This is a genomic window from Alteromonas sp. Mac1 (assembly GCF_001562125.1).
Lineage (GTDB): Bacteria > Pseudomonadota > Gammaproteobacteria > Enterobacterales > Alteromonadaceae > Alteromonas > Alteromonas stellipolaris.
The window spans coordinates 977,363-1,001,296 of record NZ_CP013932.1; the positions used below are offsets into that span (position 1 = coordinate 977,363).

Annotated in this window: 28 protein-coding genes; 16 read left to right on the forward strand and 12 right to left on the reverse strand. The window is 43.8% G+C overall.

The window, feature by feature from the left end; all coding sequences use genetic code 11:
* The first annotated feature begins 55 nt into the window (after window positions 1-55).
* The 10 genes from AV939_RS04075 (at window position 56) to AV939_RS04120 (ending at window position 10,707) form a co-directional block, all read left to right on the forward strand.
* Window positions 56-1,264, forward strand: coding sequence for a M14 family metallopeptidase (locus AV939_RS04075; RefSeq protein WP_057793772.1), 1,209 nt, complete (start codon window positions 56-58; stop codon window positions 1,262-1,264).
* A complete protein-coding gene (locus AV939_RS04080; protein WP_231751161.1) occupies window positions 1,261-2,784 on the forward strand; it encodes an amidohydrolase in 1,524 nt (507 codons plus the stop codon). Before AV939_RS04075 ends, AV939_RS04080 begins: the two co-directional genes overlap by 4 nt.
* Window positions 2,785-3,134: 350 nt before the next feature.
* Entirely contained in the window at window positions 3,135-3,767 is a 633-nt protein-coding gene (petA, locus tag AV939_RS04085; RefSeq protein WP_013785371.1) for a ubiquinol-cytochrome c reductase iron-sulfur subunit, read from the forward strand.
* A 1-nt stretch (window position 3,768) separates the two neighbouring features.
* The gene (locus AV939_RS04090) at window positions 3,769-5,031 is read left to right on the forward strand and encodes a cytochrome b (protein ID WP_013785370.1); all 1,263 of its coding nucleotides are present in this window, start codon (window positions 3,769-3,771) and stop codon (window positions 5,029-5,031) included.
* On the forward strand, window positions 5,031-5,765 hold the full coding sequence (locus AV939_RS04095; protein WP_057793768.1) for a cytochrome c1: 735 nt from the start codon (window positions 5,031-5,033) through the stop codon (window positions 5,763-5,765). The genes AV939_RS04090 and AV939_RS04095 overlap by 1 nt, the downstream gene beginning before the upstream one ends.
* 109 nt (window positions 5,766-5,874) lie before the next feature.
* Window positions 5,875-6,507, forward strand: coding sequence for a stringent starvation protein SspA (gene sspA, locus AV939_RS04100; protein WP_013785368.1), 633 nt, complete (start codon window positions 5,875-5,877; stop codon window positions 6,505-6,507).
* On the forward strand, window positions 6,504-6,959 hold the full coding sequence (locus AV939_RS04105) for a ClpXP protease specificity-enhancing factor (protein WP_082604968.1): 456 nt from the start codon (window positions 6,504-6,506) through the stop codon (window positions 6,957-6,959). The genes sspA and AV939_RS04105 overlap by 4 nt, the downstream gene beginning before the upstream one ends.
* Window positions 6,960-7,095: 136 nt before the next feature.
* Entirely contained in the window at window positions 7,096-7,449 is a 354-nt protein-coding gene (locus tag AV939_RS04110; RefSeq protein WP_057793766.1) for a tRNA-binding protein, read from the forward strand.
* A 158-nt stretch (window positions 7,450-7,607) separates the two neighbouring features.
* Window positions 7,608-8,507 (forward strand): AraC family transcriptional regulator, encoded by a 900-nt coding sequence (locus tag AV939_RS04115; protein WP_057793763.1) that lies wholly within the window; start codon window positions 7,608-7,610, stop codon window positions 8,505-8,507.
* A gap of 181 nt (window positions 8,508-8,688) precedes the next feature.
* Window positions 8,689-10,707, forward strand: coding sequence for a cache domain-containing protein (locus AV939_RS04120; RefSeq protein WP_138118111.1), 2,019 nt, complete (start codon window positions 8,689-8,691; stop codon window positions 10,705-10,707).
* A 37-nt stretch (window positions 10,708-10,744) separates the two neighbouring features.
* On the opposite strand, the gene mgtE is transcribed toward AV939_RS04120, so the two are convergent.
* The 12 genes from mgtE to AV939_RS04180 all read right to left on the reverse strand — a co-directional run bounded on the left by mgtE (window position 10,745) and on the right by AV939_RS04180 (window position 20,065).
* Window positions 10,745-12,103: a magnesium transporter gene (mgtE, locus tag AV939_RS04125; RefSeq protein WP_057793761.1), complete on the reverse strand. Its 1,359-nt coding sequence runs from the start codon at window positions 12,101-12,103 to the stop codon at window positions 10,745-10,747.
* 158 nt (window positions 12,104-12,261) lie between these two features.
* Window positions 12,262-12,534, reverse strand: a complete 273-nt coding sequence (locus AV939_RS04130) for an HPr family phosphocarrier protein (protein WP_013785364.1) — start codon at window positions 12,532-12,534, stop codon at window positions 12,262-12,264.
* Window positions 12,534-13,379 carry an RNase adapter RapZ gene (gene rapZ, locus AV939_RS04135; protein ID WP_041453031.1) on the reverse strand — a complete coding sequence of 282 codons (846 nt, stop codon included), beginning with the start codon at window positions 13,377-13,379 and terminating at the stop codon, window positions 12,534-12,536. The genes AV939_RS04130 and rapZ overlap by 1 nt, the downstream gene beginning before the upstream one ends.
* Window positions 13,380-13,413: 34 nt before the next feature.
* Window positions 13,414-13,860: a PTS IIA-like nitrogen regulatory protein PtsN gene (ptsN, locus tag AV939_RS04140; RefSeq protein WP_057793759.1), complete on the reverse strand. Its 447-nt coding sequence runs from the start codon at window positions 13,858-13,860 to the stop codon at window positions 13,414-13,416.
* A gap of 8 nt (window positions 13,861-13,868) precedes the next feature.
* Window positions 13,869-14,156 (reverse strand): ribosome hibernation promoting factor, encoded by a 288-nt coding sequence (hpf, locus tag AV939_RS04145; RefSeq protein ID WP_013785361.1) that lies wholly within the window; start codon window positions 14,154-14,156, stop codon window positions 13,869-13,871.
* Between the two features lie 29 nt (window positions 14,157-14,185).
* On the reverse strand, window positions 14,186-15,670 hold the full coding sequence (locus tag AV939_RS04150) for an RNA polymerase factor sigma-54 (RefSeq protein WP_013785360.1): 1,485 nt from the start codon (window positions 15,668-15,670) through the stop codon (window positions 14,186-14,188).
* A gap of 75 nt (window positions 15,671-15,745) precedes the next feature.
* On the reverse strand, window positions 15,746-16,471 hold the full coding sequence (lptB, locus tag AV939_RS04155; RefSeq protein WP_057793757.1) for an LPS export ABC transporter ATP-binding protein: 726 nt from the start codon (window positions 16,469-16,471) through the stop codon (window positions 15,746-15,748).
* 2 nt (window positions 16,472-16,473) lie between these two features.
* On the reverse strand, window positions 16,474-17,025 hold the full coding sequence (gene lptA, locus AV939_RS04160; RefSeq protein ID WP_082604967.1) for a lipopolysaccharide transport periplasmic protein LptA: 552 nt from the start codon (window positions 17,023-17,025) through the stop codon (window positions 16,474-16,476).
* Window positions 16,994-17,572, reverse strand: coding sequence for an LPS export ABC transporter periplasmic protein LptC (lptC, locus tag AV939_RS04165; RefSeq protein ID WP_057793754.1), 579 nt, complete (start codon window positions 17,570-17,572; stop codon window positions 16,994-16,996). Before lptC ends, lptA begins: the two co-directional genes overlap by 32 nt.
* Window positions 17,569-18,135: a 3-deoxy-manno-octulosonate-8-phosphatase KdsC gene (gene kdsC, locus AV939_RS04170; RefSeq protein WP_082604966.1), complete on the reverse strand. Its 567-nt coding sequence runs from the start codon at window positions 18,133-18,135 to the stop codon at window positions 17,569-17,571. The genes lptC and kdsC overlap by 4 nt, the downstream gene beginning before the upstream one ends.
* Window positions 18,135-19,109, reverse strand: a complete 975-nt coding sequence (locus tag AV939_RS04175) for a KpsF/GutQ family sugar-phosphate isomerase (protein ID WP_057793752.1) — start codon at window positions 19,107-19,109, stop codon at window positions 18,135-18,137. The genes kdsC and AV939_RS04175 overlap by 1 nt, the downstream gene beginning before the upstream one ends.
* Window positions 19,109-20,065, reverse strand: a complete 957-nt coding sequence (locus AV939_RS04180; protein ID WP_057796342.1) for a calcium/sodium antiporter — start codon at window positions 20,063-20,065, stop codon at window positions 19,109-19,111. Before AV939_RS04180 ends, AV939_RS04175 begins: the two co-directional genes overlap by 1 nt.
* A 434-nt stretch (window positions 20,066-20,499) precedes the next feature.
* Here AV939_RS04180 and mlaF point away from each other — a divergent pair, with 434 nt between their 5' ends.
* The 6 genes from mlaF to AV939_RS04210 all read left to right on the forward strand — a co-directional run bounded on the left by mlaF (window position 20,500) and on the right by AV939_RS04210 (window position 23,927).
* Window positions 20,500-21,300, forward strand: coding sequence for a phospholipid ABC transporter ATP-binding protein MlaF (mlaF, locus tag AV939_RS04185; RefSeq protein ID WP_057796340.1), 801 nt, complete (start codon window positions 20,500-20,502; stop codon window positions 21,298-21,300).
* Window positions 21,297-22,073, forward strand: a complete 777-nt coding sequence (gene mlaE, locus AV939_RS04190; RefSeq protein ID WP_057793750.1) for a lipid asymmetry maintenance ABC transporter permease subunit MlaE — start codon at window positions 21,297-21,299, stop codon at window positions 22,071-22,073. Before mlaF ends, mlaE begins: the two co-directional genes overlap by 4 nt.
* A 9-nt stretch (window positions 22,074-22,082) precedes the next feature.
* Window positions 22,083-22,556 carry an outer membrane lipid asymmetry maintenance protein MlaD gene (mlaD, locus tag AV939_RS04195; RefSeq protein WP_013785351.1) on the forward strand — a complete coding sequence of 158 codons (474 nt, stop codon included), beginning with the start codon at window positions 22,083-22,085 and terminating at the stop codon, window positions 22,554-22,556.
* A 110-nt stretch (window positions 22,557-22,666) separates the two neighbouring features.
* A complete protein-coding gene (locus AV939_RS04200; protein ID WP_376738717.1) occupies window positions 22,667-23,320 on the forward strand; it encodes an MlaC/ttg2D family ABC transporter substrate-binding protein in 654 nt (217 codons plus the stop codon).
* The gene (locus AV939_RS04205; protein ID WP_057793744.1) at window positions 23,317-23,625 is read left to right on the forward strand and encodes an STAS domain-containing protein; all 309 of its coding nucleotides are present in this window, start codon (window positions 23,317-23,319) and stop codon (window positions 23,623-23,625) included. The genes AV939_RS04200 and AV939_RS04205 overlap by 4 nt, the downstream gene beginning before the upstream one ends.
* Before the next feature lie 44 nt (window positions 23,626-23,669).
* The gene (locus tag AV939_RS04210; protein WP_057793741.1) at window positions 23,670-23,927 is read left to right on the forward strand and encodes a BolA family protein; all 258 of its coding nucleotides are present in this window, start codon (window positions 23,670-23,672) and stop codon (window positions 23,925-23,927) included.
* Window positions 23,928-23,934: the final 7 nt, after the last annotated feature.

The following is a 23,934-nucleotide window of genomic DNA, read 5'->3' on the forward strand; positions in this document are numbered from 1 at the left end:
CCACATCATAAAAAGGCGCTTACTATTAGGTGGGCGCTTATTTCATGGAGATATCATGTTTCGATTATTTTTCATTGCACTGGGGTTTGCCTCCCTTCTTGCTTCCCCTGTTGCATTGGCGTGTGAATTCGAAGGCGTTACTTTTTCTGCAGATTTTGAAGCCGGTAAGTTAGATTCCTGTGAAGTCGACGAAAACGGCACCTATGTATTGAGCTTCTTACCAGAAGATAAGCCTATAAATCCTAGCCCTTGGTATTACTTTAGCGTTACAGCAGCAGGTGATTCATCGTCGAAACAAGCAGAAAAAGTAGACGTAGTACTTACCTTTGACGGTTATACGCCAAGGTATTTACCTAAAGTGAGTTACGATCAAAAAAGCTGGAAGATAACCGCGTTTGATACCGCTGAGCAGGGCATGACCCTATCTTTACCTGTATCAAAACGGCCACTATATGTGGCAGCTCAGCGTCCTATTCCAAATTCTGTTTACACAAACTGGCTACAACAAGCAGAGCAAGACTTTGCCATTAAGCCGTTTACGATTGGTAAATCTACCGAAGGCCGCACGCTTTCTGCATTTACTTTAGAAAAGCCAGAAAACACAGAGTGGGTTATTTTCATTGGTCGCCAACACCCACCGGAAGTAACAGGCGCAGTAGCTATGTTCTCTTTTCTAAATCAATTCTTAACCACTACGTTTGAAACCAGTGCGTTTTTGTCGCGCTTTAATGTGTTGGTAGTGCCAAACATAAACCCTGATGGTGTCGCTAATGGTCATTGGCGACATAGCCTTGGCCATAAAGACCTAAACCGCGATTGGAATGTATTCTCTCAACCAGAGACCAGAGCAGTGAAAAAGTATCTGGATAAAATAACGGATGCTGGCGGGAAAATTGTAATGGGCATGGACTTTCACTCTACCCACAACAATGTTTTTTATACCATTCCTGTAGATGAAAGTATTGCCCCTAGCAACATGGTTGTAGACTGGTTAGCCGACTTGCAAACGCAAACAAAAGGCGTGTTTAAAGTCGTAGATAAACCTGGCACTTCGCCAGGGAAGGGGGTATTTAAACAGTTTTTTGCTGATGTTTATCACGTGCATGGCGTTACCTATGAAGTCGGTGATAATGAACCAAATGAAAAAACTCGCTACGTTGCTAAACATGCTGCCAATACGCTTATCGATACGTTAATTGCCACCCCTGCTGAGGCATTTTATATTAAAGCATGTGCAGGCGAAGCAGCAAGTTGTGAGCAATGATGATGCATTTATGTACAATTAAACCGACAGCCCTTCGTGATAAACTTGCTATTGCAGTGCTCATATCCTCCATTAGTGTTGTGGGCGCTGTTAAGGCTCAGAGCGTTGAGCAAACCGATATTTCGGCTATAGACTCTAAAGGCGCGGTTACGTTTGCTCACCAAAGCACAATGAAGCACATCGCTAAAACCATGTGGGAAAAACCTGAACTGGGTTTTCTAGAGCATAATAGCAGCGCATTAATGCAACAGACGCTGATTGAACGTGGCTTCAAAGTCACGGCCGGTGTTGCAGGAATGCCTACCGCATTTATCGCGCAGTACAGCCCAACTGGCCAAGACAATAAAGCCGATAACAAGCCTGTTATTGGCTTACTTGCCGAAATGGATGCCCTACCCAGCATGGGGGTCTTAAATACGTCTGACAAGCAGCCGATTAGCACTAACGGACATGTTCATTCTGGTCATGCTTGTGGACACAACTTGTTTGCCGGTGGGGTAATAGGCGCTGCGCTTAGCTTGGCTGATTATCTCGATACCCATCCAAATCAAGGTTCTCTGAAGGTTTTTGGCGCACCTGCTGAAGAAGGGGGCTCAGGGAAAGTTTATCTGGTTAAGGCCGGCATATTTGAAGATGTAGATGTTGCATTACATTGGCATCCTTCAGATAGCACGACGTCTTCACCCTCATCTTCGCTGGCCAATAAGAGCGGTAAGTTTCGTTTTTACGGTGTAGCTGCTCATGCTGCCGCAGCGCCAGATAAAGGGCGCTCGGCATTAGATGGCGCAGAAGCCATGAACATGATGGTAAATTTAATGCGTGAGCATGTACCAGACGGGACGCGAATTCACTATGTCATCACTAACGGCGGAAAAGCGCCCAACGTAGTGCCGGATTTCGCCGAAGTGTATTATTACGTGCGTTCAGCGCAGCCTTCTGTGGTGTTATCACTATGGGAAAGATTAGAAAAGGCGGCTAAAGGCGCAGCACTTGGCACTGAAACCCGTGTTGATTGGGAAGTCACAGGAGGGGTGTGGAATGTATTACCTAATGTGACCTTATCAAAACTAATGCACAAGCATATTGAAGCCGCACCGCCGATTATTTTGACCAAAAGTGAGCAGCAGTTTGCTAGCGAAATAAGTAGCACTCGCGAACAAACCTTTAATCACAATGCTCACAGCACACCAGAGCCCTTTGATGAAAAGATTACTGTTTGGTCGGCATCAACTGATGTAGGTGATGTGAGTTGGCAAGTGCCTACCGTGGGACTATCAAGCGCCACCTGGGTAAAAGGAACTCCGCCTCATACATGGCAGGCGTCAGCAATGAGTGGTACTGATATTGGTTACAAAGGCATGTACTTGGCCAGCGAGGTACTCACACAAACCGCGATATCGCTTTTTGCTGAACCTAAAAATATTAGTAAAGCAAAGCAAGAGTTTCGGCAACGAAAAAGTACGTTGAACTATGAATCCATGCTTGGGCAGAGAGCACCAGCACTCGATTATCGTAAGTAGAATATTTTCGTACTACAGCGTCAAAGGTTTATAACAATCTTGTAATATTACTAAGAGATTTGGCCGAATTTCGGTCAAATTCTTGATTTTATTCCAATCACTCACTAATTCTTAACGATGACCCCAGATTAATTTATTGCTTAAATACCAGTAAAACCTTGTGTTTATAAGGGCTTTTCTTTTATCATTTGCGGTCGAAATTTGACGAAACTTTAGTGAATTCTCGAATGAGCCCATAAGTGCCTTCGAGTTAACTTCATGACAAGCCATATGATGGGCGATCCTAACGTGATAAAACCAGTAAAAGTTAGGGTTATACATCATAATTATCCGAACCTGGAGAAATGTGGATGAGCAATGTATCTGTAGATGCAACAGAGTCTGCACACAATGACAACCAGCCAGAAAACAACACCCGTCGTCGGTTCTTGACCGTTGCCACGTCGGTAGTTGGTGGTGTAGGTGTTGTTGGAGCGGCAGTGCCTTTTATTGCGTCCTGGAATCCAAGTGCCAAAGCGAAAGCGGCCGGTGCTGACGTTGAAGTAGATATCAGCGGGATTGAACCTGGACAGCTAGTGCGTGTGATGTGGCGAAGCAAGCCTGTATGGATTGTTCGTCGTACCCCTGAAATTCTTGAAGAATTGAGCACTCACGAAGATAAACTGAAAGATCCTAACTCTGAAGCAGAGCAACAACCTACGTTTGCCCAGAACCGTTTCCGTTCTATGAAAGAAGAGTACCTTATCTTAGTAGGTATTTGTACGCATCTAGGTTGCTCACCGCAGCACCTTAAAGATGGTGCTTTCGAAGAAGTAGTGGAAGGGGTTCCAGATGGTTTCTTCTGCCCATGTCACGGTTCTAAGTTTGATATGGCTGGTCGTGTATTCCAAAACGTACCTGCGCCATTAAACCTTGTTGTACCGCCTTATCAGTTCGTTGATGATACAAATATCATCCTCGGCTCAGAAGCGGAGGCTGTGTAATATGAATGCTTTTTTAGAGTGGATTGAAGCGCGTATTCCAATTATGCGTGTGGCGAATATGCACGCCATCCAATACCCAGCCCCTAAAAACATGAACTTTTGGTACGTGTTTGGATTCTTGGCTACCATCGTTTTAGTTAACCAAATTATTACTGGAATCTGGTTAACAATGAACTTCGTACCGACTTCTGAAGGTGCGTTCGCGTCTGTTGAATACATCATGCGTGAAATTGATTACGGATGGATCATCCGCTATATGCACAGTACTGGCGCTTCAGCGTTCTTCATTGTGGTATATCTGCATATGTTCCGCGGCATGATTTACGGTTCTTACCAAAAGCCTCGTGAATTGCTGTGGGTGTTTGGTATGTTTATCTACCTTGCACTAATGGCTGAAGCCTTCATGGGTTATGTATTGCCTTGGGGACAAATGTCGTATTGGGGGGCACAGGTAATTGTATCTCTATTTGGTGCGATTCCAGTTGTAGGTCCAGACTTAGTTATCTGGCTACAAGGTGACTATGTTATCTCGGGTGCTACGCTAAACCGATTCTTCGCATTGCACGTTATTGCATTGCCATTGGTTATTGTTATTTTGGTATTCTTACACATTATTGCGCTACACGAAGTGGGTTCAAACAACCCAGACGGTATCGCCATTAAGCATAAGAAAGGCTCGTTACCTGAGTCAGAAAAGACTAAGTTCCAAATTCATGAGTACTACACTAGCAAGTATGATATCGCTGATGACATCTTGCCATTCTTCCCGCACATGGTGCTGAAAGACTTAGTAGCGTTCTGTATTTTCTTAGCTTTGTTCACGTATATCTTGTTCTTCGCACCTGAAATGGGCGGCAAGTTCCTTGAGCATCCTAACTTTGAAATTGCGAACCCGTTGAAAACACCTGAACATATCTTCCCTGTTTGGTACTTCACGCCGTTCTACGCCATTCTTAAGGCCGTACCTGATAAGTTAATTGGTGTACTTGCTATGTTTGGTGCTATTGCAGCCTTGTTCGCTTTACCATGGATAGATCGCGGTCGTGTTAAATCGTGGCGCTATCGTTGTGGTTTACACACAGTAAACCTTATTGTGTTCGCAATTGTGTTCGTTTTCTTAGGTTACTTAGGTGCTACACCTCAAGAAAACTGGAAGATTGTTGCGTCGCAAATCGCGACTGTTATGTACTTTGGTTTCTTCGTGTTGTTGTTCCTATACAGCCGTAACGAGAAAACTAAGCCTGTACCAGAGAGGATTGCCTAATGAAAAAATTGATGTGCTTTTTAGCATTTTTTCTACCGGGTGTAGCGTTAGCCGCTGGTGGTAGTGTGCATCTTGATAAGGCACCTATCGACCTAACCGACAAGGCCTCGTTGCAACGTGGTGCGCAGTTGTTCATGAACTACTGCTTAGGTTGTCACTCAATGAAGTATCAGCGTTACCAGCGTACGTTTGCCGATTTAGGTATCCCTGACGAGCTAGGAACTGAAAACCTTCAGTTCACTGGCGAGAAGGTTGCTGATTATATTACTCGTGCAATGCCTGAAGATGCAGCTGCAGGTTGGTTTGGTGCTGCGCCACCAGACTTAACGCTTGTCGCTCGTGTTCGTGGTGAAGATTGGATTTATACTTACCTACGTTCTTTCTACGTAGATGAGAGCCGTCCATTTGGAGTGAACAACAAAGTATTCCCAGAAGTGGGTATGCCGCATGTGCTTCAACCTTTGCAAGGTACACCAACTGAAATGCACGAAGAAGTTATGGTCGACGGCGAAATGGTTGAACAATATGTAGGTATTAAATCTGATGGTACAGGTTCAATGTCTCCAGATGAGTACGACCAAGCCGTTGCCGATATTGTTAACTTCTTAGAGTATACCGGTGAGCCAGCTAAGCTAGATTCACACCGTATTGGTAAATGGGTTCTTATCTTCATTGCCGTACTGTTTGTATTTGTTTACTTGCTGAAGAAAGAATACTGGCGAGAAGTGCACTAATCGCACAGAATTATGTATAATAGCAAAGGGGGCTTCTCGCCCCCTTTTTTAGTATTTGAATTTCGCCCGATTTAGTGGGCATAACTAGTTTCTCGACGGAGGAAATTGAATGGCCGTAGCCGCGAATAAACGTTCTATTATGACGTTGTTCTCTGACACAATTGATATTTACAGCCATCAGGTGCGTATTGTGTTGGCAGAAAAAGGTGTGGGTGTTGAAATAAGCTACACAGATCCTAGCAATCTGTCAGAGGATCTGTTGGAGTTAAACCCTTACGGAACCGTTCCAACTCTTGTTGATCGTGAACTGGTGCTTTATAAATCGCATATCATCATGGAATACCTTGATGAGCGTTTCCCGCATCCACCACTTATGCCAGTTTATCCGGTATCTCGTGGCCAAAGCCGTCTTATGATGCACCGCATCGAGCAAGACTGGTATTCGTTAGCAGCTCGTATCTTCCGTGGTGAAGGTAACGTTGAAGCTGCGCGTAACGACTTACGTGAAGCGCTACTTGCATTAGCACCTGTATTTGGTGAATTGCCTTACTTCATGAGCGAAGAATTCAGCTTAGTTGATTGTTATCTTGCTCCGTTATTATGGCGCTTACCTGCTTTAGGTATTGAGCTTAATGGCGCAGGTAGTAAAGAAATTAATGCATACATGAACCGTATCTTCTCTCGCAGTTCATTTAAAGCATCGTTAACCGATCAAGAGCGCGAGATCCACAACCCACTATGACATCTATGACGTCTAATCAGCCCTACCTATTAAGGGCCTTTTACGAATGGATAGTGGACAACGATCTCACCCCATACATTGTTGTTGATGCAACCAATGAAATGGTGGAAGTGCCTTTAGAGTTTGTTAAGGACGGGCAAATCGTTTTAAACGTGTCGCCTAGTGCGTGTGTGAACTTCTCATTGGACCTAACCGGGCTTTCTTTTCAAGCTCGTTTTGGTGGCCAACCAAGAAGGTTAAGCATGCCTAGCGAAGCCATTATGGCGATTTATGCTCGTGAAAATGGCGCTGGTACTGTATTTGCTACCGAAGAGGAGATGGCCAAAACAAGTAAGCCATCTGAACCTCAAGCCACTGGGCCTGCTTCTATTGAAGACGTCGACGCGTCTGATAATATAGATGCACCCGTTCCCCCTAAAAAGGGAAAGCCTACCTTAAAAGTTATTAAATAAGCATTCTGACTTTCTGCTGCCTTAGCAGGAAGTCAGCTTATTCTTTACCATTCAAATATGTAGCTCGCTACTTTTTCTGTTACTTTCCCAGTTTACTAATATAGTTATTAACATTAACTAGTTTGAAAGTGAACTTATGCAAAACGCCCCTATTAAAGATCTTATTGAGTTCAGTGATTTTGAAAAGCTGGATATTCGTGTAGGTACTATTATCAATGTTGCTGACGTGGAAAAGTCTAAAAAGCTGATGAAGCTCGCTGTAGATTTTGGTGATCATCAACGCTCAATTCTTGCGGGTATTAAACAAGAGCGTGAAAACCCTTTAGAGATTAAAGGCAAGCAAGCGCTGTTTGTCGTGAATTTACCCGAGCAAAAAATGGCGGGCGAAGTATCCCAAGGTATGTTGTTCGATATTGGCTACGCTGATAATTTAACGCCTTGTTTGGCCATGCCTGAAACACCAATGCCCAACGGTAGTAGAGCAGGTTAGTTAGAAGAACTCGGTATCTTTACCCGTATCAGGGGCGAAACTCTTTGTGCTAAAATAATCACTAAGTATCAAGTGGTCTTATTTATGGCAGTGTAATCTGCTAAAATATGCCTATTTGTATCGTTATTGTTTTATATCTGTCTTTTGGTGCCAGCATAATGTTCAAACAAGAAATTAAAACGCTCATCGAGAATAAGCTTACCAAAGATGGCTTATTTGAAACCGGTGTTAAAGGTGTGCAACTATTCAGAGTGACCGAAGGGGTTCGTTGTGCGCCTGCGGTATACGAGCCTACAGTAGTGGCAATTGTCAGTGGTACCAAGGAGGCGATACTAGATGGGAAGTCTTATGTCTATGGCACTGACCAATACATGTGCTGCAGCATGTCTATGCCTGTAGAGGCGGGCACACCTAGCGCGTCACCCGACAATCCACTGTTGGGAGTATTCATTTCCCTTGATACTCGTGTGATGACCGAGCTTACCATGGAAGTAGAGCGGGCTTGCGGCATGCAAAGACAATCAAAAGGGGCTAAGTTTCCGCCAAGTATTGCATTGTCTGATTGGGACAATGACTTTGCTGAAGCGCTAATGCGATTATTGCAGTTAAGCCAAAATACGGCGGATACCGCTGTACTTGGCGACAGTCGCCTTCGCGAAGTCTATTACGCCATATTGAAAGGGGGGGCTGGGGAATCGGCAAGACGCGCATTTGGGGTAGGCAATGAAATTGCTCGCGCCATCGACTATTTATCAACGCGTTTAGATGAAACGGTCACCATCGAGGATATGGCATCGCAGGTGGGCATGAGCAGGGCGGTATTCCATCGCAAGTTTAAACAAGCGACAAGCATGTCGCCAATTCAATTTATAAAGTCTATGCGATTGAATACGGCAGCAATGAAAATTGTAGGTGGTATGAACGTGAATGAAGCCGCGATGGACGTGGGTTACGTGAGCTCATCTCAATTTAGCCGAGAGTTCAAACGTTTGTACGGACAATCACCCAAGCGATGGAGCCAAGGTAGGCAAATACCCGCAGGATTGCTTGAGTATTAAACTAAAGGTGTAAGCCGATTGTATTGCATTGTCGCAAATATATTGGGATGGTAAATAAGTGCATTACACCTTGTTAAGTCAAAAGCAACATTTACGACTAACCACAAAATTGTAAAAGAAATTTCGTTCTTCAAGCACAAAAACTATTTGTCATAAAATAAAAATAATAGGCAGTGCAGTAGTGGAACAATTACTTTTAAATAACCGACAAAAATTACAAGCGGCTATTCCTCTGATTAACAGCTACAACGATAGGTTTGATGATTTGAACCATTGGTGGGGCAAAATCTCGCTTATAGGTAAAATCAATAGCCATAATGTGTCAGATAGCATTTTAGAAGAAATGCTTAGCACCAAAGAGAAATTCTCTGAGTTACAGGGTCGGCTCATTCAAAACCTGATGAAAGAGCACTTGTTGAAACGTTTGGCTGATGATCATAATAAATCTCAAGTCGCTATCGATATTCTTATCAGAAATTTGTTTGAACGTACTGCCGATGTAGGCTTTCTGGCAACTGATGATGATATCCGAGCTTTCTTGCTCAACACTGACTCGCAATCTGAAGACATTAACAATATTCGCTATCGTCTAGAGGAATACGTAAAAAAATACAGTGTATACGATGAAATTCTTCTTCTCGATACGCAGGGGCGGGTAAAGGCTAATTTGGACAGTGATAGTCCAATTGAATTTAGCGAAGACCCTCTAATTTCGAAAACCTTATCGTCTAAAGATGACTATACAGAAACCTTTCGTTATTCAGATCTTCAACCCCATAAGCGCAATGCATTAATTTATTCATGCGCGATTAGGGAAAGTAACGAGAAGGATGCAAGAACCCTAGGTGTTCTTTGTTTATGCTTTAAATTCGACGATGAAATGCAGTCTATTTTTAAGAACTTGCAATCTGAACGTGCCGCTAGCAGCATTATGATTGTGTCTGAAAACAGAGAAGTCATGGCGACTAGCCATCCACAAAAATTCAAAATTGGTGAAAAAATACCTAAGTGTGGTTCTCCTGACTTAGTCACTATGAAACACAATAGCTTTATATCCACAACGTCGGCAACCAAGGGATACCAGGGTTTTAAAGGCTTATCATGGCAGGGTGTAGCTATGACGCCATTAAATAATGCTTTCAAGCATTCAAATGATACCGTGCAACTTCAAACAGACTCTTGTCAGTTACTTAATTCAAAACTCTTTTCCGATGAATTGAAGCAAATATTCAAAACATCGATGTTAATCAATGACGATCTGAGTTTAGTGGTATTGAATGGTATTATTGCTGCAGCGCGCAACAATGCTGTTGAATTCATGCCGGTACTTTCTGAGATCAAATCGACCGGCGAGAGCATAGCGTTAATTTTTTCTAATTCTATCGATAACCTACAATCTACCGTGATCAGCGCACGTCTTGGTGATGTTAGATTTTGCGCCAGTTTAGCGGTAGATATTATGGATCGAAACCTATACGAGAGAGCGAACGATTGTCGTTGGTGGGCGCTTACCACTGCGTTCCGACAGCATTTGCAACTTCCTACCGTAACGCCTGATGCTCAACAAAAAATTTCAGATATTCTTCGTTACATTAATGACCTCTATACGGTTTACACCAATTTATACGTTTATGATAAAAATGGCATTATTATCGCGGTATCTAACAAAGAACATGCGTCAGTGGTTGGAGACAAAGTTGATCCGCACAGTGGCGCCATAGATGCGTTAAATTGTACGGATTCACAAGAATATTCGGTGTCGAGATTCGTTCCGAGCCCGCAGTACGATAATAAGCACACTTACATCTATAACGCGTCAATTACCAGTCTAAAACAAAATAGTGTTGTGGGCGGGATAGGCATTGTGTTTGACAGCGCTCCACAATTTAGTGAAATGTTAAACGATTCGTTACCAAAAGATGAAAGCGGGCATACTTTGATGGGCTGTTTTGGCATGTTTTGTCAGCGTGACGGCATGATCATTTCTTCTACAGAAGGTTGCCCTCAACACGTTGGGGAGGTTATCGAGATAGAACCATCTCTTTTAGGCTTAGCTAATGGTGAGGAAGACTCTCGAATTATAAATTACCAAGGGAAGAAATACGCAATAGGTGTTGCTGCGTCTAAAGGGTATAGAGAATATAAAACAACCGGTGATTATCGAAATGATGTGGTGGCCTTCATCATGATGCCAAGCTAAATAACCTTAAAGCAACCTGTAAGCGATTGTCGCGGCGTTACATTAAAAACAGGGTCGCAGTACCTAAGAATGCAAATATACCCACTACATCAGTAATGGTAGTGAGTATTACGCTTCCGGCTAGCGCAGGGTCTATTTTCAAACGTTTCATGATGAGTGGCAAGGTAGCGCCTGCCATTGCTGCGGCTATCATATTAACCAACATGGCAAAGGCGATAATGATGCCTAGCATGTAGTCTTGTTTCCAAAGCGCTATTACCGAAGCAATTAAGATTGCCCAAATCGCACCGTTTAAGAAACCAATAGATATCTCTTTGCTGATTAACCAGCGGGAGTTGTTGGCATTAACGTGCCCAAGTGCCATACCACGAATAACGAGGGTAAGTGTTTGGTTACCTGCTACGCCGCCCATACTAGGCACTATGGTATTGAGTATGGCTAGTACAGCTAGTTGGCTTAATGTGGCTTCAAATAAATCACTTACCATGGCTGCCATTAGCGCGGTAACCAGGTTTACAGCCAGCCATACTGAGCGTCGCTTGGTACTTTGAAGTACGGGGGCAAAGGTATCTTCGTCATCGTCTAAACCCGCCATACTCATCATGGAATGCTCAGCGTCTTCACGAATAATATCAACCACGTCATCAATAGTAATTCGGCCGACTAGACGGTGTTTTTCATCAACCACCGGGGCTGATAGCCAATTATAACGTTCGAACAAGCTGGCAACTTCATCATCTGGCATATGAACAGGAATGGCTTCAGACTCTTCATCCATTACATCCGATACCTTGGCTTCGGTTTCTGCGGTAAGTAATCGCGTAACCGGAACGATACCGACTAAATTATCAGTTCGATTCACTACATAAAAGGTATCGGTGTTTTCAGGTAATTCGCCTTTAAGGCGAATATAACGAAGTACAACATCAATGGTCACGTCAGGGCGAAGAGTGATGGTGTCGGTATTCATGATGAACCCAGCAGTCTCTTCACCGTATGACAGCGCTTGTTCAGCTCTGAGTCTGTCTTGTGCATCCATTGAATCAAGAATATCTTGCAGCACTGGTTCTGGAAGGCTGCTAAGGGTAACCGCTAAGTCATCGGTATCCATTTCTTCTAACGCGTCTACTACGTTGGCAGGCAGCATCTTGGTGATGATACCGTTACGTACGTCGTCAGAAAGTTCTTCTAGAATATCACCGTGGAAGTCACCATCAATAAGCTCCCATAGTTCGTCACGGGTGCGGCTTGGGCTAGATTCGAGAATATGTGCAACATCAGAAGGGGGTAATTCCAGCAGAAGCTTACGTACAGAAACAAATTGGCCGTTAATTAACGCGCCATTAAGTGCCCTGAGTTGGCTTTGTACGTATTTTGAGACCAGCGCTTCTGCCACTGCTTTTGCCTAAAAATGGAATTCTTTATAACGATAGGATATCGCACTTGCCATGACGCTGTCATGACAAAAGCGCAGCGGGGACAGACAATTACGGGTTATATGATGAAATTATAAGCGGCTTTATTCAGAAAGTCGTAACACAGGCAAGTGTAGTATTATTCGTCTTCGTTAAAACGGCCTTCAATTAAGGTTTCAATGGCGTTTAGTGCTGCTTCAGCATCATTCCCTTCAACCACTACGTTCACCTGTTCACCTTGGTGGCTTTCTAGCATCATTAAGCCCAACACACTGTTCGCATCGGCTTTCTTATCGCCTTTAACCAGCACGATTTTAGCGTCAAATTGATTGGCTAATTGAACCAACTGGGTGGCGGCGCGGGCATGTAAGCCCAACTTATTGACGATAGTAAGTGTTTTTTCAATAGTCATTACTGGTTTAACTCGCGGTGGCGAATTTGAACATCTGGGTGCATTTCGCCAAAGGTTTTCGCTAACGATTGCGCAATAAATACTGAGCGGTGCTGACCGCCAGTACACCCAATCGCAATGGTGACATAACTACGGTTATTGCGTTCCAAATGTGGCAGCCATGTGGTTATTAAGTTCTGAATTTGCCAAATAAATTTTGTCACAACAGGCTGAGAGCCCAAAAACACTTCTACAGGAGCGTCTAAGCCAGTTAAGTGCTTTAAATCTGGTTCCCAATGGGGGTTGGGTAGAAAGCGGGCGTCAAATACATAGTCGGCATCTTTAGGTATGCCGTGCTTGAAGCCAAACGATTCAAACACCAATACCAAACGAGAGCTTTTCTTACCTAGAATTCGCTCGCGAATAAGTTCTGCGAGTTGATGAATGGTGAGCTTATCTGTATCAATATACAAATCGGCGCGCTCAACAATAGGCGCAAGTAAATCTGATTCGGCTTTTATCGACTCAGATAAGGATTTGTTGAGCTTGGCTAACGGGTGAAGTCGGCGTGTTTCACTGAAACGCTTCACCAGCACATCGTCGCTGGCGTCGATATACACAATGGTCATAGACCAAGACGAGGGTAGGTAATCTAAAATCTCTACCAAGTCGGCTGGATTTTTTGGCAGGTTTCTTACATCAATACTTACCGCGACTTGGTCATATTCATCAACCACAGTATGGGTAAGGGTAGGGAGAAGGTTAACCGGAATATTATCTACGCAATAGTAGCCTAAGTCTTCAAGGGCACGTAGCGCAACTGATTTTCCTGAACCGGATCGACCACTGATAATAATCAGTTTCACCTGCATTTCTCCCTTTAAAATATGGTGCTGTGCTTTATTGGCTTAAAGCCGTAATAATGTCGTCACTGGTGGAGGCCCGCCTAATGGCTTTCACCGTTTCTTTATCACTTAGTTTACCGGCAACGGTAGCAAGTGTTTGTAAGTGACCTTCTGTTTTCTCTTCAGGCACTAACAAGGCAAAGAATATATCTACGGGTTGATCGTCAAGCGCATCAAAATCGATGGCAGGGTTACTGGTTACAATAATGGCGATAACGTGTTCTAAACCCGGTAATCGACCGTGAGGCAATGCAATGCCATTGCCAATACCCGTACTTCCCATTCGTTCACGGGCAAGTAGGCTAGCTAACACTGTGGCCTGATCGATGTCGGGATTATTTTTAGCGGCAATGTCGCTAATAATCTCTAAAATACGTTTTTTACTATTACATTGAACCGCACACTCGGTGCGGTCCAAACTTACTATGGCTTGAATTTCCATACTAATATTTAGTGCTTTTTCAGCTTTTCCTTATGCTTGATAACTTGCCTGTCGAGCTTGTCGATCATGCTATCTATCGCCGCATACATGTCTGTATTATGAGATGAAGCAAACACTTCTGCGCCGCTAAGGTGCATGGTGGCTTCGGCTTTTTGATTGAGTTTTTCGACGTTCAGGATGACATGCACATTAGATATGTGGTCAAAGTGACGCTCTAGTTTGCTGAACTTAGTATCGACATAGCTACGCAAAGAGTCAGTAATTTCGACATGATGACCGGTAAGGTTGATTTGCATATTTCGTCTTCCTTAAATTATCAAGGCCTTTAGATAAGGCTTTTGCGTTGGTTTGACGGCGGAATCGATAATGATTCCCGGTATTTTGCTATTGTTCGCCGGGCAACTTTAATGCCTTGTTCGGCCAACAATTGAGCAATCTTGCTATCGCTTAATGGCTTGCTGGGCGTTTCCGCTGCCACAAGCTTTTTAATTAACGCGCGAATAGCGGTAGATGAACACTCACCACCAGATTCCGTTGCCACGTGACTAGAGAAGAAATACTTCAATTCGAAAATGCCACGTGGGGTATGCATATACTTTTGCGTGGTGACACGTGAAATGGTGGATTCATGCATATCTACCATTTCTGCGACATCATTTAGCACCATTGGTTTCATCATTTCTGGGCCGTGCTCGAAAAAGCCCATTTGTTGCTGCACAATACAGTTCGCTACTTTCATCAAGGTGTCATTTCTTGACTCAAGGCTTTTTATAAACCATTTGGCTTCTTGCATGTGTGAGCGAATAAATTGCGAATCGCTGCTGTTTTTAGAGCGTCTGCTCATGGCAGCATATTGCTGATTTACGCTTAATTTAGGCAGGCTATCGGGGTTAAGTTCCACCACCCAACGGCCATTCTTTTTGTTTACCGAAACATCAGGAATAACGTATTCCGGCTCTTTGGTAATTAATGCACTACCTGGACGAGGATTCAACGTTTGCAATAAGCGCATGGCTTCGCGAAGTTGATCTTCTTTCAAACGGCTCTTGCGCATTAACGTACGGTAGTCTTTGCTGCTAAGTAGGTCTGAATACTCGTTGATAAGCTGTCTTGCTTCAGTAAGCCATGGCGTGTCGTCTGAGAACTGGCGAAGCTGCACAAGCAAACACTCTTGCGGAGTACGTGAACCTGAACCGATAGGGTCGAACATTTGAATACGTTTTAGTACGCATTCAACTTCGTCCATTTCAACCAATTCTTCAACATCGTCGGAATTCACTGACTCTAAAATCTGTTCAATGGGTACGTTGAGGTAACCAGATTCATCAATTGAGTCGATAATGGCGGTAGCAATTGCGCGGTCGGTATCTGAAAACGGGGTTAAACGCATCTGCCAAAGCAAATGGTCTTGAATATTGTCGGTAGTTTCACCCTGAAACAGTTGGTCGTCATCATTATTAGAGGGACCTGGAGCGGGTGCAGATGAGGCCGAGTAATACTCGTCCCATGTGCTATCAATTGGCAATTCGTCGGGAAGGTCGTTCTTTTCAAGCGCGTCTCCTGCTTCTAAAGAATCGCTAGATGCAGTAGGAGCTGCTTCTACAGAAGGGTCATCTCCATCCATGTTGTTTTTCTCAACAGGGTGGTCATCGCCGCCTTCTTCAACTTCTAAAAGTGGGTTTGAGTCTAGTGCTTCCTGAATCTCTTGCTGCAGGTCGAGCGTAGACAACTGCAGCAGCTTGATTGCCTGCTGCAACTGCGGTGTCATGGTAAGTTGTTGACTGAACTTTAGCTGTAAAGATGGTTTCATCTACGTCTTATTTTTAAACTCTTGTTGTGAATATACCCGTACTTAAAACTGAAAATGACAATTCGGTTACAGTAACTATAGCCTGAATTGTTCTCCTAGGTATACATCCCTTACTTTCTGATTACTTAAAACTTGTTCTGCCGTCCCTTGCGCGATGAGTTCGCCTTGGCTCACAATATACGCTTTCTCACACACATCCAGTGTTTCTCTTACGTTGTGATCGGTGATTAGGATTCCAATTCCTCTGTCACGAAGATGTTGGATAATCTTCTTTATATCATTAACCGATATAGGATCAACACCAGCAAATGGCTCATCAAGCAAAATAAATTGCGGATCAGCGGCTAAAGCTCGCGCGATTTCTACTCGGCGACGTTCACCACCGGATAAACTCATACCCGTACTATTACGTATATGGTTGATATTAAATTCATCAAGTAGCGCATCGGCTTCTTGTTCTTGCTCTGCTGAACTTAACCCTTTACGGGTTTGTAAGATAGCCATGATGTTCTCAAACACCGTCAATTTTCTAAAAATCGAGGCTTCTTGCGGCAAATATCCAATTCCGCGGCGTGCACGTTCATGCATGGGCTCGTGGGTTAATTCGCTGTCATCAATGCTGATTTTGCCCTTATCAAGGGGCACTAAGCCAACAATCATGTAGAAGGTAGTGGTTTTACCGGCACCATTTGGGCCGAGTAATCCAACGATTTGCCCAGTCGATACTGATAAGCTTACATCGCGAACCACCTGACGTGCTTTATACGCCTTTGCAAGGCTCTGTGCGCTCAACGTTGCCATTATTAGTTATCGCCTTCGTTATTCGATGACGCTTTACGTATTGCCTCAGGCGTAAATACGGTAGTTACTCTGCCACCTTCACCGTCTTTGCCGCCTGTTGCAAGCAATTGTTCTGTAACCATGTCAAAGGTAATCTTGTCGCCTTGTACTTTACTGGTGTCTTGCTGTAATTCAGCACTACCTTGTAAAGAAATAGTTCGGTTTACCACTTCATAGCGAATTTCATTGGCCTTCGCTGTGACGGTGGCACCGTCTTCAAGTTCTTGCGAGTAGCTGGCTGGTTTGCCGCGAGCAACGAATATCTCTCGTCCATCACCTTCGCTGGCAATAACTTCAACTTCATCGGCATTTATTACCAAAGAACCTTGGGTAATTCGTACATCATCTTTAAACAATGAGGTTTTATTTTTGCCGTCAACAAATTGCGATTTCGAGTCGACTTTAATGGGTTTGTTAAAGTCGCTTTCAGCCGCTATAGCCACAGTAGCGAATAGGCTAACAGCTAGGCTGGTCGCTAATGCTTTAGTGGCTAGGCGAATAAATGGTTTGTACATGGTCTATTAACTCGTATTCCTGGGTACGCAAATTGGCGTTAAACCCATTGCTGTTAATCACATATTGTAAGCCACGTATTTCCACGGGCTGATCAGATGTCATTTGCTTAGTGTACAGGTTTATCTCTATAAACGCTGTGCGTATTGTTCTTACAAAGTCATCGACACTTTGGTTTTCAATAACGACATTATTTTCTAGCTGTATCAATTCGTTATTATACAAAGTACCTTCTGTCGCGGTCACTTCCCACGGAGACTGTGCATCGTCGGTATACAATGTATATCTGGGCTTTTGGAATAAAACAAAGCCCAATTGGTCGTAATGTTCCATCGACGCCGCAAATACTTTGTGATTTAGCTGGCCTTCTTGATTATACAAGGTGGTCGTTAAGTTTTTGGCTTTGTACGCGGGCTTTAATGCATCTAACCCCTGATTAGTCTGCTGGGTAGGATCTTCTTCCATCCAAATCGGAATATACATGGCGGATGCCAATATAAATAACACCGAAATACTCAAGCCTAATCGGTCAAACCCTAATACCTTCATACGCTAGCACCTTGAATGCCGTGCAGTTTGTCGTTTGCTTGAAGTAGAGTGTCACATATTTCACGTACCGCACCGAAGCCACCTGGCAATGCGGTGATCCAGTTCGCTTGTTGGGCAACCGCAGGGTGGGCGTCTTTTACCGCAATTTTTATGTTAGCGTGAGGGTACATGCCGGTATCTGGCATATCGTCACCTACCACCGCCACATGCTCGGGCTTAAGTGATAAGCGAGTCATAAGTTCGGCCAGTGCGTCAGACTTATTTTCTTCACCTTGCACGATGTGTGCAACATTCAGCGCTTTCATTCTATTTTCGACAATGGCAGAGCGCCTGCCCGTAATGACCGCTACCGCTACTCCAGAATTCACGAGCGCTTTAACGCCGTAGCCATCCCTAGTATGAAATGCTTTTAACTCTTCGCCAGCATTACCGAGGTAAATACGGCCATCCGAAAACACACCATCTACATCACACACTAATAATCGAACATGCTTTAACGAGGAATACAAAGCTTCAGGCATAGCGGTATAAAGTGTATTTACGGTTGTTTGGGTGTCGCTCATTATAAAACTCCCGCTTTGAGTAGCATGTGCATGTTGAACGCGCCCACAGGCTTGCGGGTTTCATCCGTTACCATAAGCGCGCTTATCTTATGGGTTTCCATTAAGTTTAGCGCTTCCACGGCGAGTTGCTCTGGCATGGTTGTTTTACCGCCCTTGGTCATCACTTGTGTAACCGTTGCGGTATGCAAGTCTATGCGGGCATCTAAAATACGGCGTAAGTCACCGTCGGTGAAAATTCCAATCAATATACCTTGATTATCGATAACCCCTGTCATACCCAAACCCTTATTGGAAATTTCCAATAGCGCGTCTGCAACCAGGGCGTTTTCGTCTACCAAGGGTAATTCGCTACCCGTCAGCATAATATCGCTTACTTTAAGCAATAGTTTTCTGCCTAAGCTGCCACCAGGGTGGGAAAGCGCAAAATCGTCAGAGGTAAAACCTTTGCGATCAAGTAGCGCGACGGCAAGGGCATCACCCATTACCAGCGTCGCGGTAGTGCTAGAGGTAGGTGCTAAGCCTAAAGAGCACGCTTCTTTTTCTACGCTGATATTTAATACCACGTCTGCGTGCTGGCCTAACGAACTGGTTACGCTATTAGTCATTGCAATAACCGGCACGTTTAAGCGCTTTACGATGGGTAATAGGTTAACGAGCTCTGCGGTTTCACCAGAATTAGAAATAGCGAGTAGCACATCACCTTTGCTTAACATGCCTAAGTCGCCATGGTTAGCTTCGCCTGGATGCATGAAAAACGACGGGGTTCCGGTACTGGCAAGTGTTGCTGCAATCTTGTGCCCGATATGCCCTGATTTACCCATGCCGCATACCACAACCTTGCCTACGCAGTTTTGTAGCAAAGTGCATGCAGTAACAAAGTCATCGTTCATACGAGATGCAAGCGCTGATATTGCCTGCGCTTCTATTTCTATGACGCGCTTAGCTGAAGTGATGAAGCTATTTTCTTGTGACATTACGCAAAAAGCCAAAATTGATAACCAATAAAGCAAGCAATCAATAAGCCGCCATTTCTTCGACTTATTCGACGATTACCCATCAAGGTGAAACTAAATAAGAACAATAATAAAGTTAGCCCAAGCACAACAAACATATCGCGGTTATAAACGTCAGGGTCTAACGCGCCCGGGGAAATTAAGCCCGGCATGCCTAGTACGGCAAGTAAATTGAAAATATTAGAGCCAATAATATTTCCTAAGGCCAAGTCGTCTTCCCCTTTAAGCACACCTGCAATACTGGCAGCCAATTCGGGCAGGCTGGTACCAAGAGCTATAATGGTCAAACCGATAACTAAATCCGACATACCTAGGTACTTGGCTATTTCTACTGCTGAACCTACCAAGAAGTGTGCACTCAGCGGTAGCAATATTAAGCCAACAACAATCCAAAAAATGGCGGAAGAGGTGGGTACATCGTTAGGAATTTCATCTGTCGTCTCACTCACTAACGGGTCTTCTTTGTCTACTTTCATAGACAACCATCCCATTAAGCCTAAAACAATCACGAAGAGGCTGATGAGAATGATGCCTTCCAGGTGAGTAAGTTCGCCATCGAAAAGAAAAGCAACCGCAATGACGGTAATAACAAGTAGGGCAGGGAGTTCACGCTTTAACGTAGAGGAGGCAACAAGAAGCGGTTTAACTAGCGCAGTAATACCAAGCACAAGGGCAATGTTGGTAATGTTTGAGCCTAATGCATTACCTACGGCGGTATTCATATTACCGTTAATAGATGCTGCGGCTGACACCACAATTTCAGGCGCAGACGAACCCATTGCGACAATGGTTAAGCCTATCATCATGGGCGCCATACCAATATTCTTGGCAAACGCTGATGCACCGTAAACAAAACGGTCTGCACTCCAGCTAAGTACAATCAGTCCAACTAAAAAAATGACTACGTTTAAAAGCACAACAACCAGCATAGTTAGGAATTTCACAAGATTGTCGCAAAAACAATGCCATTTGCCTATGGGAACTATCGCTTATTTTAGTAAAGGTGGTATTAAGTGCCCCTTTGATCATGCTTACTGATTGAAAATTATTCGAATTTTCTAAATTCGAATAAATCGAACATAACTTGTAACGTTTTGCTTTTGTGCCGCGCTTGAAAAAGCGTACAATGTCACTTAATTACACTGCTCAGTAAACTTTATCGATTTAACGTACTCAAAGGCATAGAACTTGCCTTGGCATTAGCTGTTATGTAAAGCAGTTATAGAACACTAATAGCGTTAAAGGCGACTTAAGTAGCTTAAATCTTACATCTATAGGAAGTGAGTGATGTGTGTCATTACTTGCTTTGCTGGTATCACTAATTATTCAAGGGTCGATAAATAAAATCGCTATGGACCATTTAGTCGAGATAGACAACCTAACCTTTCGACGCGCAGACCGTGTTATTTACGACGGTATTACGCTGAGCATTCCGAAAGGAAAAATTACGGCCGTAATGGGCCCCAGTGGTATAGGGAAGACCACCTTACTGCGCCTTATAGGCGGGCAATTAACGCCAGATGAAGGTGATATACAGTTTGATGGTGATTCTATTGTCGCCATGAGCCGTAAAGAGCTTTATCAAGCACGTCGTCGAATGAGCATGCTTTTTCAAAGCGGTGCTTTGTTCACTGACATGACGGTTTTTGACAATGTGGCGTTTCCACTGCGTGAACATACCAAATTATCGGAAGATCTTATCGCTACAACTGTCGCATTAAAGCTACAGGCTGTTGGGCTAAGAGGCGCTGCGCAACTCATGCCAAGCGAACTTTCCGGTGGTATGGCACGTCGTGCAGCGTTAGCCAGAGCCATTGCGTTAGACCCTGACCTTATAATGTACGATGAACCTTTTGCTGGCCAAGATCCTATTTCCATGGGCGTACTGGTTAAATTAATCAGAGGGCTTAACGACGCGCTAGATTTAACGAGCGTTGTGGTAACCCACGACGTGACCGAAGTACTCACTATTGCCGACTATATTTATATTTTGGCAGACAAAAGGGTGATTGGTGAAGGAACCGCGCAGCAAATTAGAGAAAGCGATTCTGAGTTAGTTCAGCAGTTCTTAAAAGGTAAAGCTGATGGACCTGTGCCATTTCATTACCCTGCTCCGGATATAGAAAATACCTTTTTCGGAGGGGATAAATGAAGTTTTTCCAATCGATAGGTGCTAACACCATTGGTAAATTAACCGCCATTGGCCGCGCTACGTATATGTTAATGGGAGCGCTGTTTGCCGTTCCTAGATTGAAAAATATTCCGCTTACCATTAAGCAGGTTCATGTGGTGGGCGTTCAGTCTTTGTTAATTATTATCGTGTCAGGATTATTCATTGGCATGGTAATGGCACTGCAAGGCTATACTATTTTAGTTGATTACGGCGCTGAAGGTAGCTTAGGCCCTATGGTGGCGTTATCACTGCTTCGTGAGCTTGGACCAGTAGTAACCGCACTATTATTTGCAGGTAGAGCGGGTTCTGCACTCACCGCCGAAATTGGTCTAATGAAGGCCACTGAGCAAATTAGTAGCTTAGAAATGATGGCGGTTGACCCGCTAAGACGTATTGTCGCTCCTCGCTTTTGGGCGGGCATTATTTCTATGCCAATGTTGGCGCTGATATTTAGTGCGGTAGGTATTTTAGGCGGACACCTAGTGGGCGTTGATTGGTTAGGTGTAGATGTTGGCAGTTATTGGTCAATTATGCAGTCTACAGTGGAATGGGGCGAGGATGTGGTAAACGGCATCATTAAAAGCCTTGTTTTCGCCTTGGTTGTCACCTGGATAGCCATATTTAAGGGTTACGATTCTATTCCTACGTCGGAAGGGATCAGCAAAGCTACTACAGAAACTGTAGTGTATTCTTCATTAGCAGTATTAGGGCTGGACTTCGTGCTTACCGCCCTTATGTTTGGCATTGAGTAGGGTTGAGTCATGAATAAATATAAATCTGAAGTATTGGTTGGCATGTTCGTTGTATTAACCATTGGTGCGGTAATGTTACTGGCACTAAAAGTGGCTAATCAATCGGTAGGTGGCGATGGTGATACCTACACCCTGTACGCTAAATTCGACAACATTGGTGGCTTAAAAGCGCGCTCATCGGTAAAGGTGGGGGGTGTGAACGTTGGTCGTGTTTCTTCTATTACACTTGATCAAGAAGACTTCACGCCCGTAGTAGAGTTATCAATTTTGAAAAGTTACGACGGTTTTCCAGAAACTAGCTCAGTTTCCATACTGACCTCTGGCCTACTAGGTGAGCAATACGTTGGTTTCCAGCCAGGGTTTTCGTTTGACGGGGTAGCAAACCTTAAAGACGGCGATTACTTACAAGACACTAAATCGGCGTTGGTATTAGAAGATTTGATAGGGCAATTCTTATTTAGTCGCGGAAGTGACGAAGAGTAAGAATTCAAAGGTTAATTAGAATTAATAAAGACCTGATGAAACCTAAAAGGGACTTTTCAGGTCTGTTGTAATAAGTATTTAGTTTTAGGAGATAAACATTGAAAAAGTTAATGATGGTAATGGGTGTGTGGATGTTCTCTTTAGTGGGAATGGCACAAGCTCAAGAAATCAACGAGCAAAACCCGTATGAGTTGGTTAAAGGCGTTGCTTCTAAAACCTTCGATAGAATTAAAGCGAACCAAGAAGCGGTTAAAGCTGATCCTGAAATGTTGCGCACCATTATGGAAGAAGAGCTAGTACCTCATATCGACTATAAATTTGCTGCTTTCATGGTATTGGGCAAACACTTTAAATCTGTTCCGCAAGAAAAAATGGGTGAATACATTACTGTATTCAGACAATACCTTATTACATCTTACGCGGTTGCGATGGGCTACTACGACAACCAAACGGTTCAATTTGAACCTGAGTCGTCGTTCAGTGATAAAAAATCAGTAACAGTTCGTGCCGTAGTTCAAGATCCAAAGCGTCCAGAGATTAAAATTGCATTTAAAGTACGTAAAGACTCTAAAACTAATGAGTGGAAAGCGTACGACATGGTTGCTGAAGGTATCAGCATGCTAAATAGTAAGCGTAGCGAGTTTGAATCTATCCTTCGCCAAGATGGAATAGATGCCGTGATTGCGCTAATGAGAGAAAAAATTGGTAAGCCGGTTGAGCTAAATCAAGATGAGCCTATCGATTTTGACGGAGAAACTGCGTGAGCCTTTTCCAGGTTAACGATAATGCCCAAGTCAGTGTGCATGGTCATTTAGACCGTGACACGCTGTCTAAAAATTTTTGGGAAAGTTTAACCTCTTCGCAAAGCGCTATATTGGTGAAAGCGGGTACGTGTTGTATAGACTTAGGCGATGTTGAGCGAGTAGACAGCGCTGGATTAGCTTGGATATTAAACGCAATTAGAGATGGAAAGCGTGAGGGGATTAATGTTAGCTTGCGTGAACCTCCAGAAAAATTACGTAAACTGGCTAAAATAAGCGACGTTGATGGCTTTTTACCAGTAGAATGATCTTAATTAGCTAGGTAAAGAACAAGCAGGTAAAGAAGTAAGTTATGGAATTGTCCGAAATTGAAAAAATTCTCACCGACGCCTTAGAGCTTCAAGAAGTTCATGTACGAGGCGAAGGATCTCATTTCAACATTATCGCGGTAGGCGATATTTTTAATGAGATGAGCCGCGTAAAACGCCAACAGGCCGTTTATGCACCCTTATCAGATAAGATTGCCGATGGGTCTATGCATGCCATTACAATCAAAACCTTTTCAGTAAAAGACTGGGAGCGTGAGCGCCAGTTTCACATTCCTCAGTAAGCGGGTC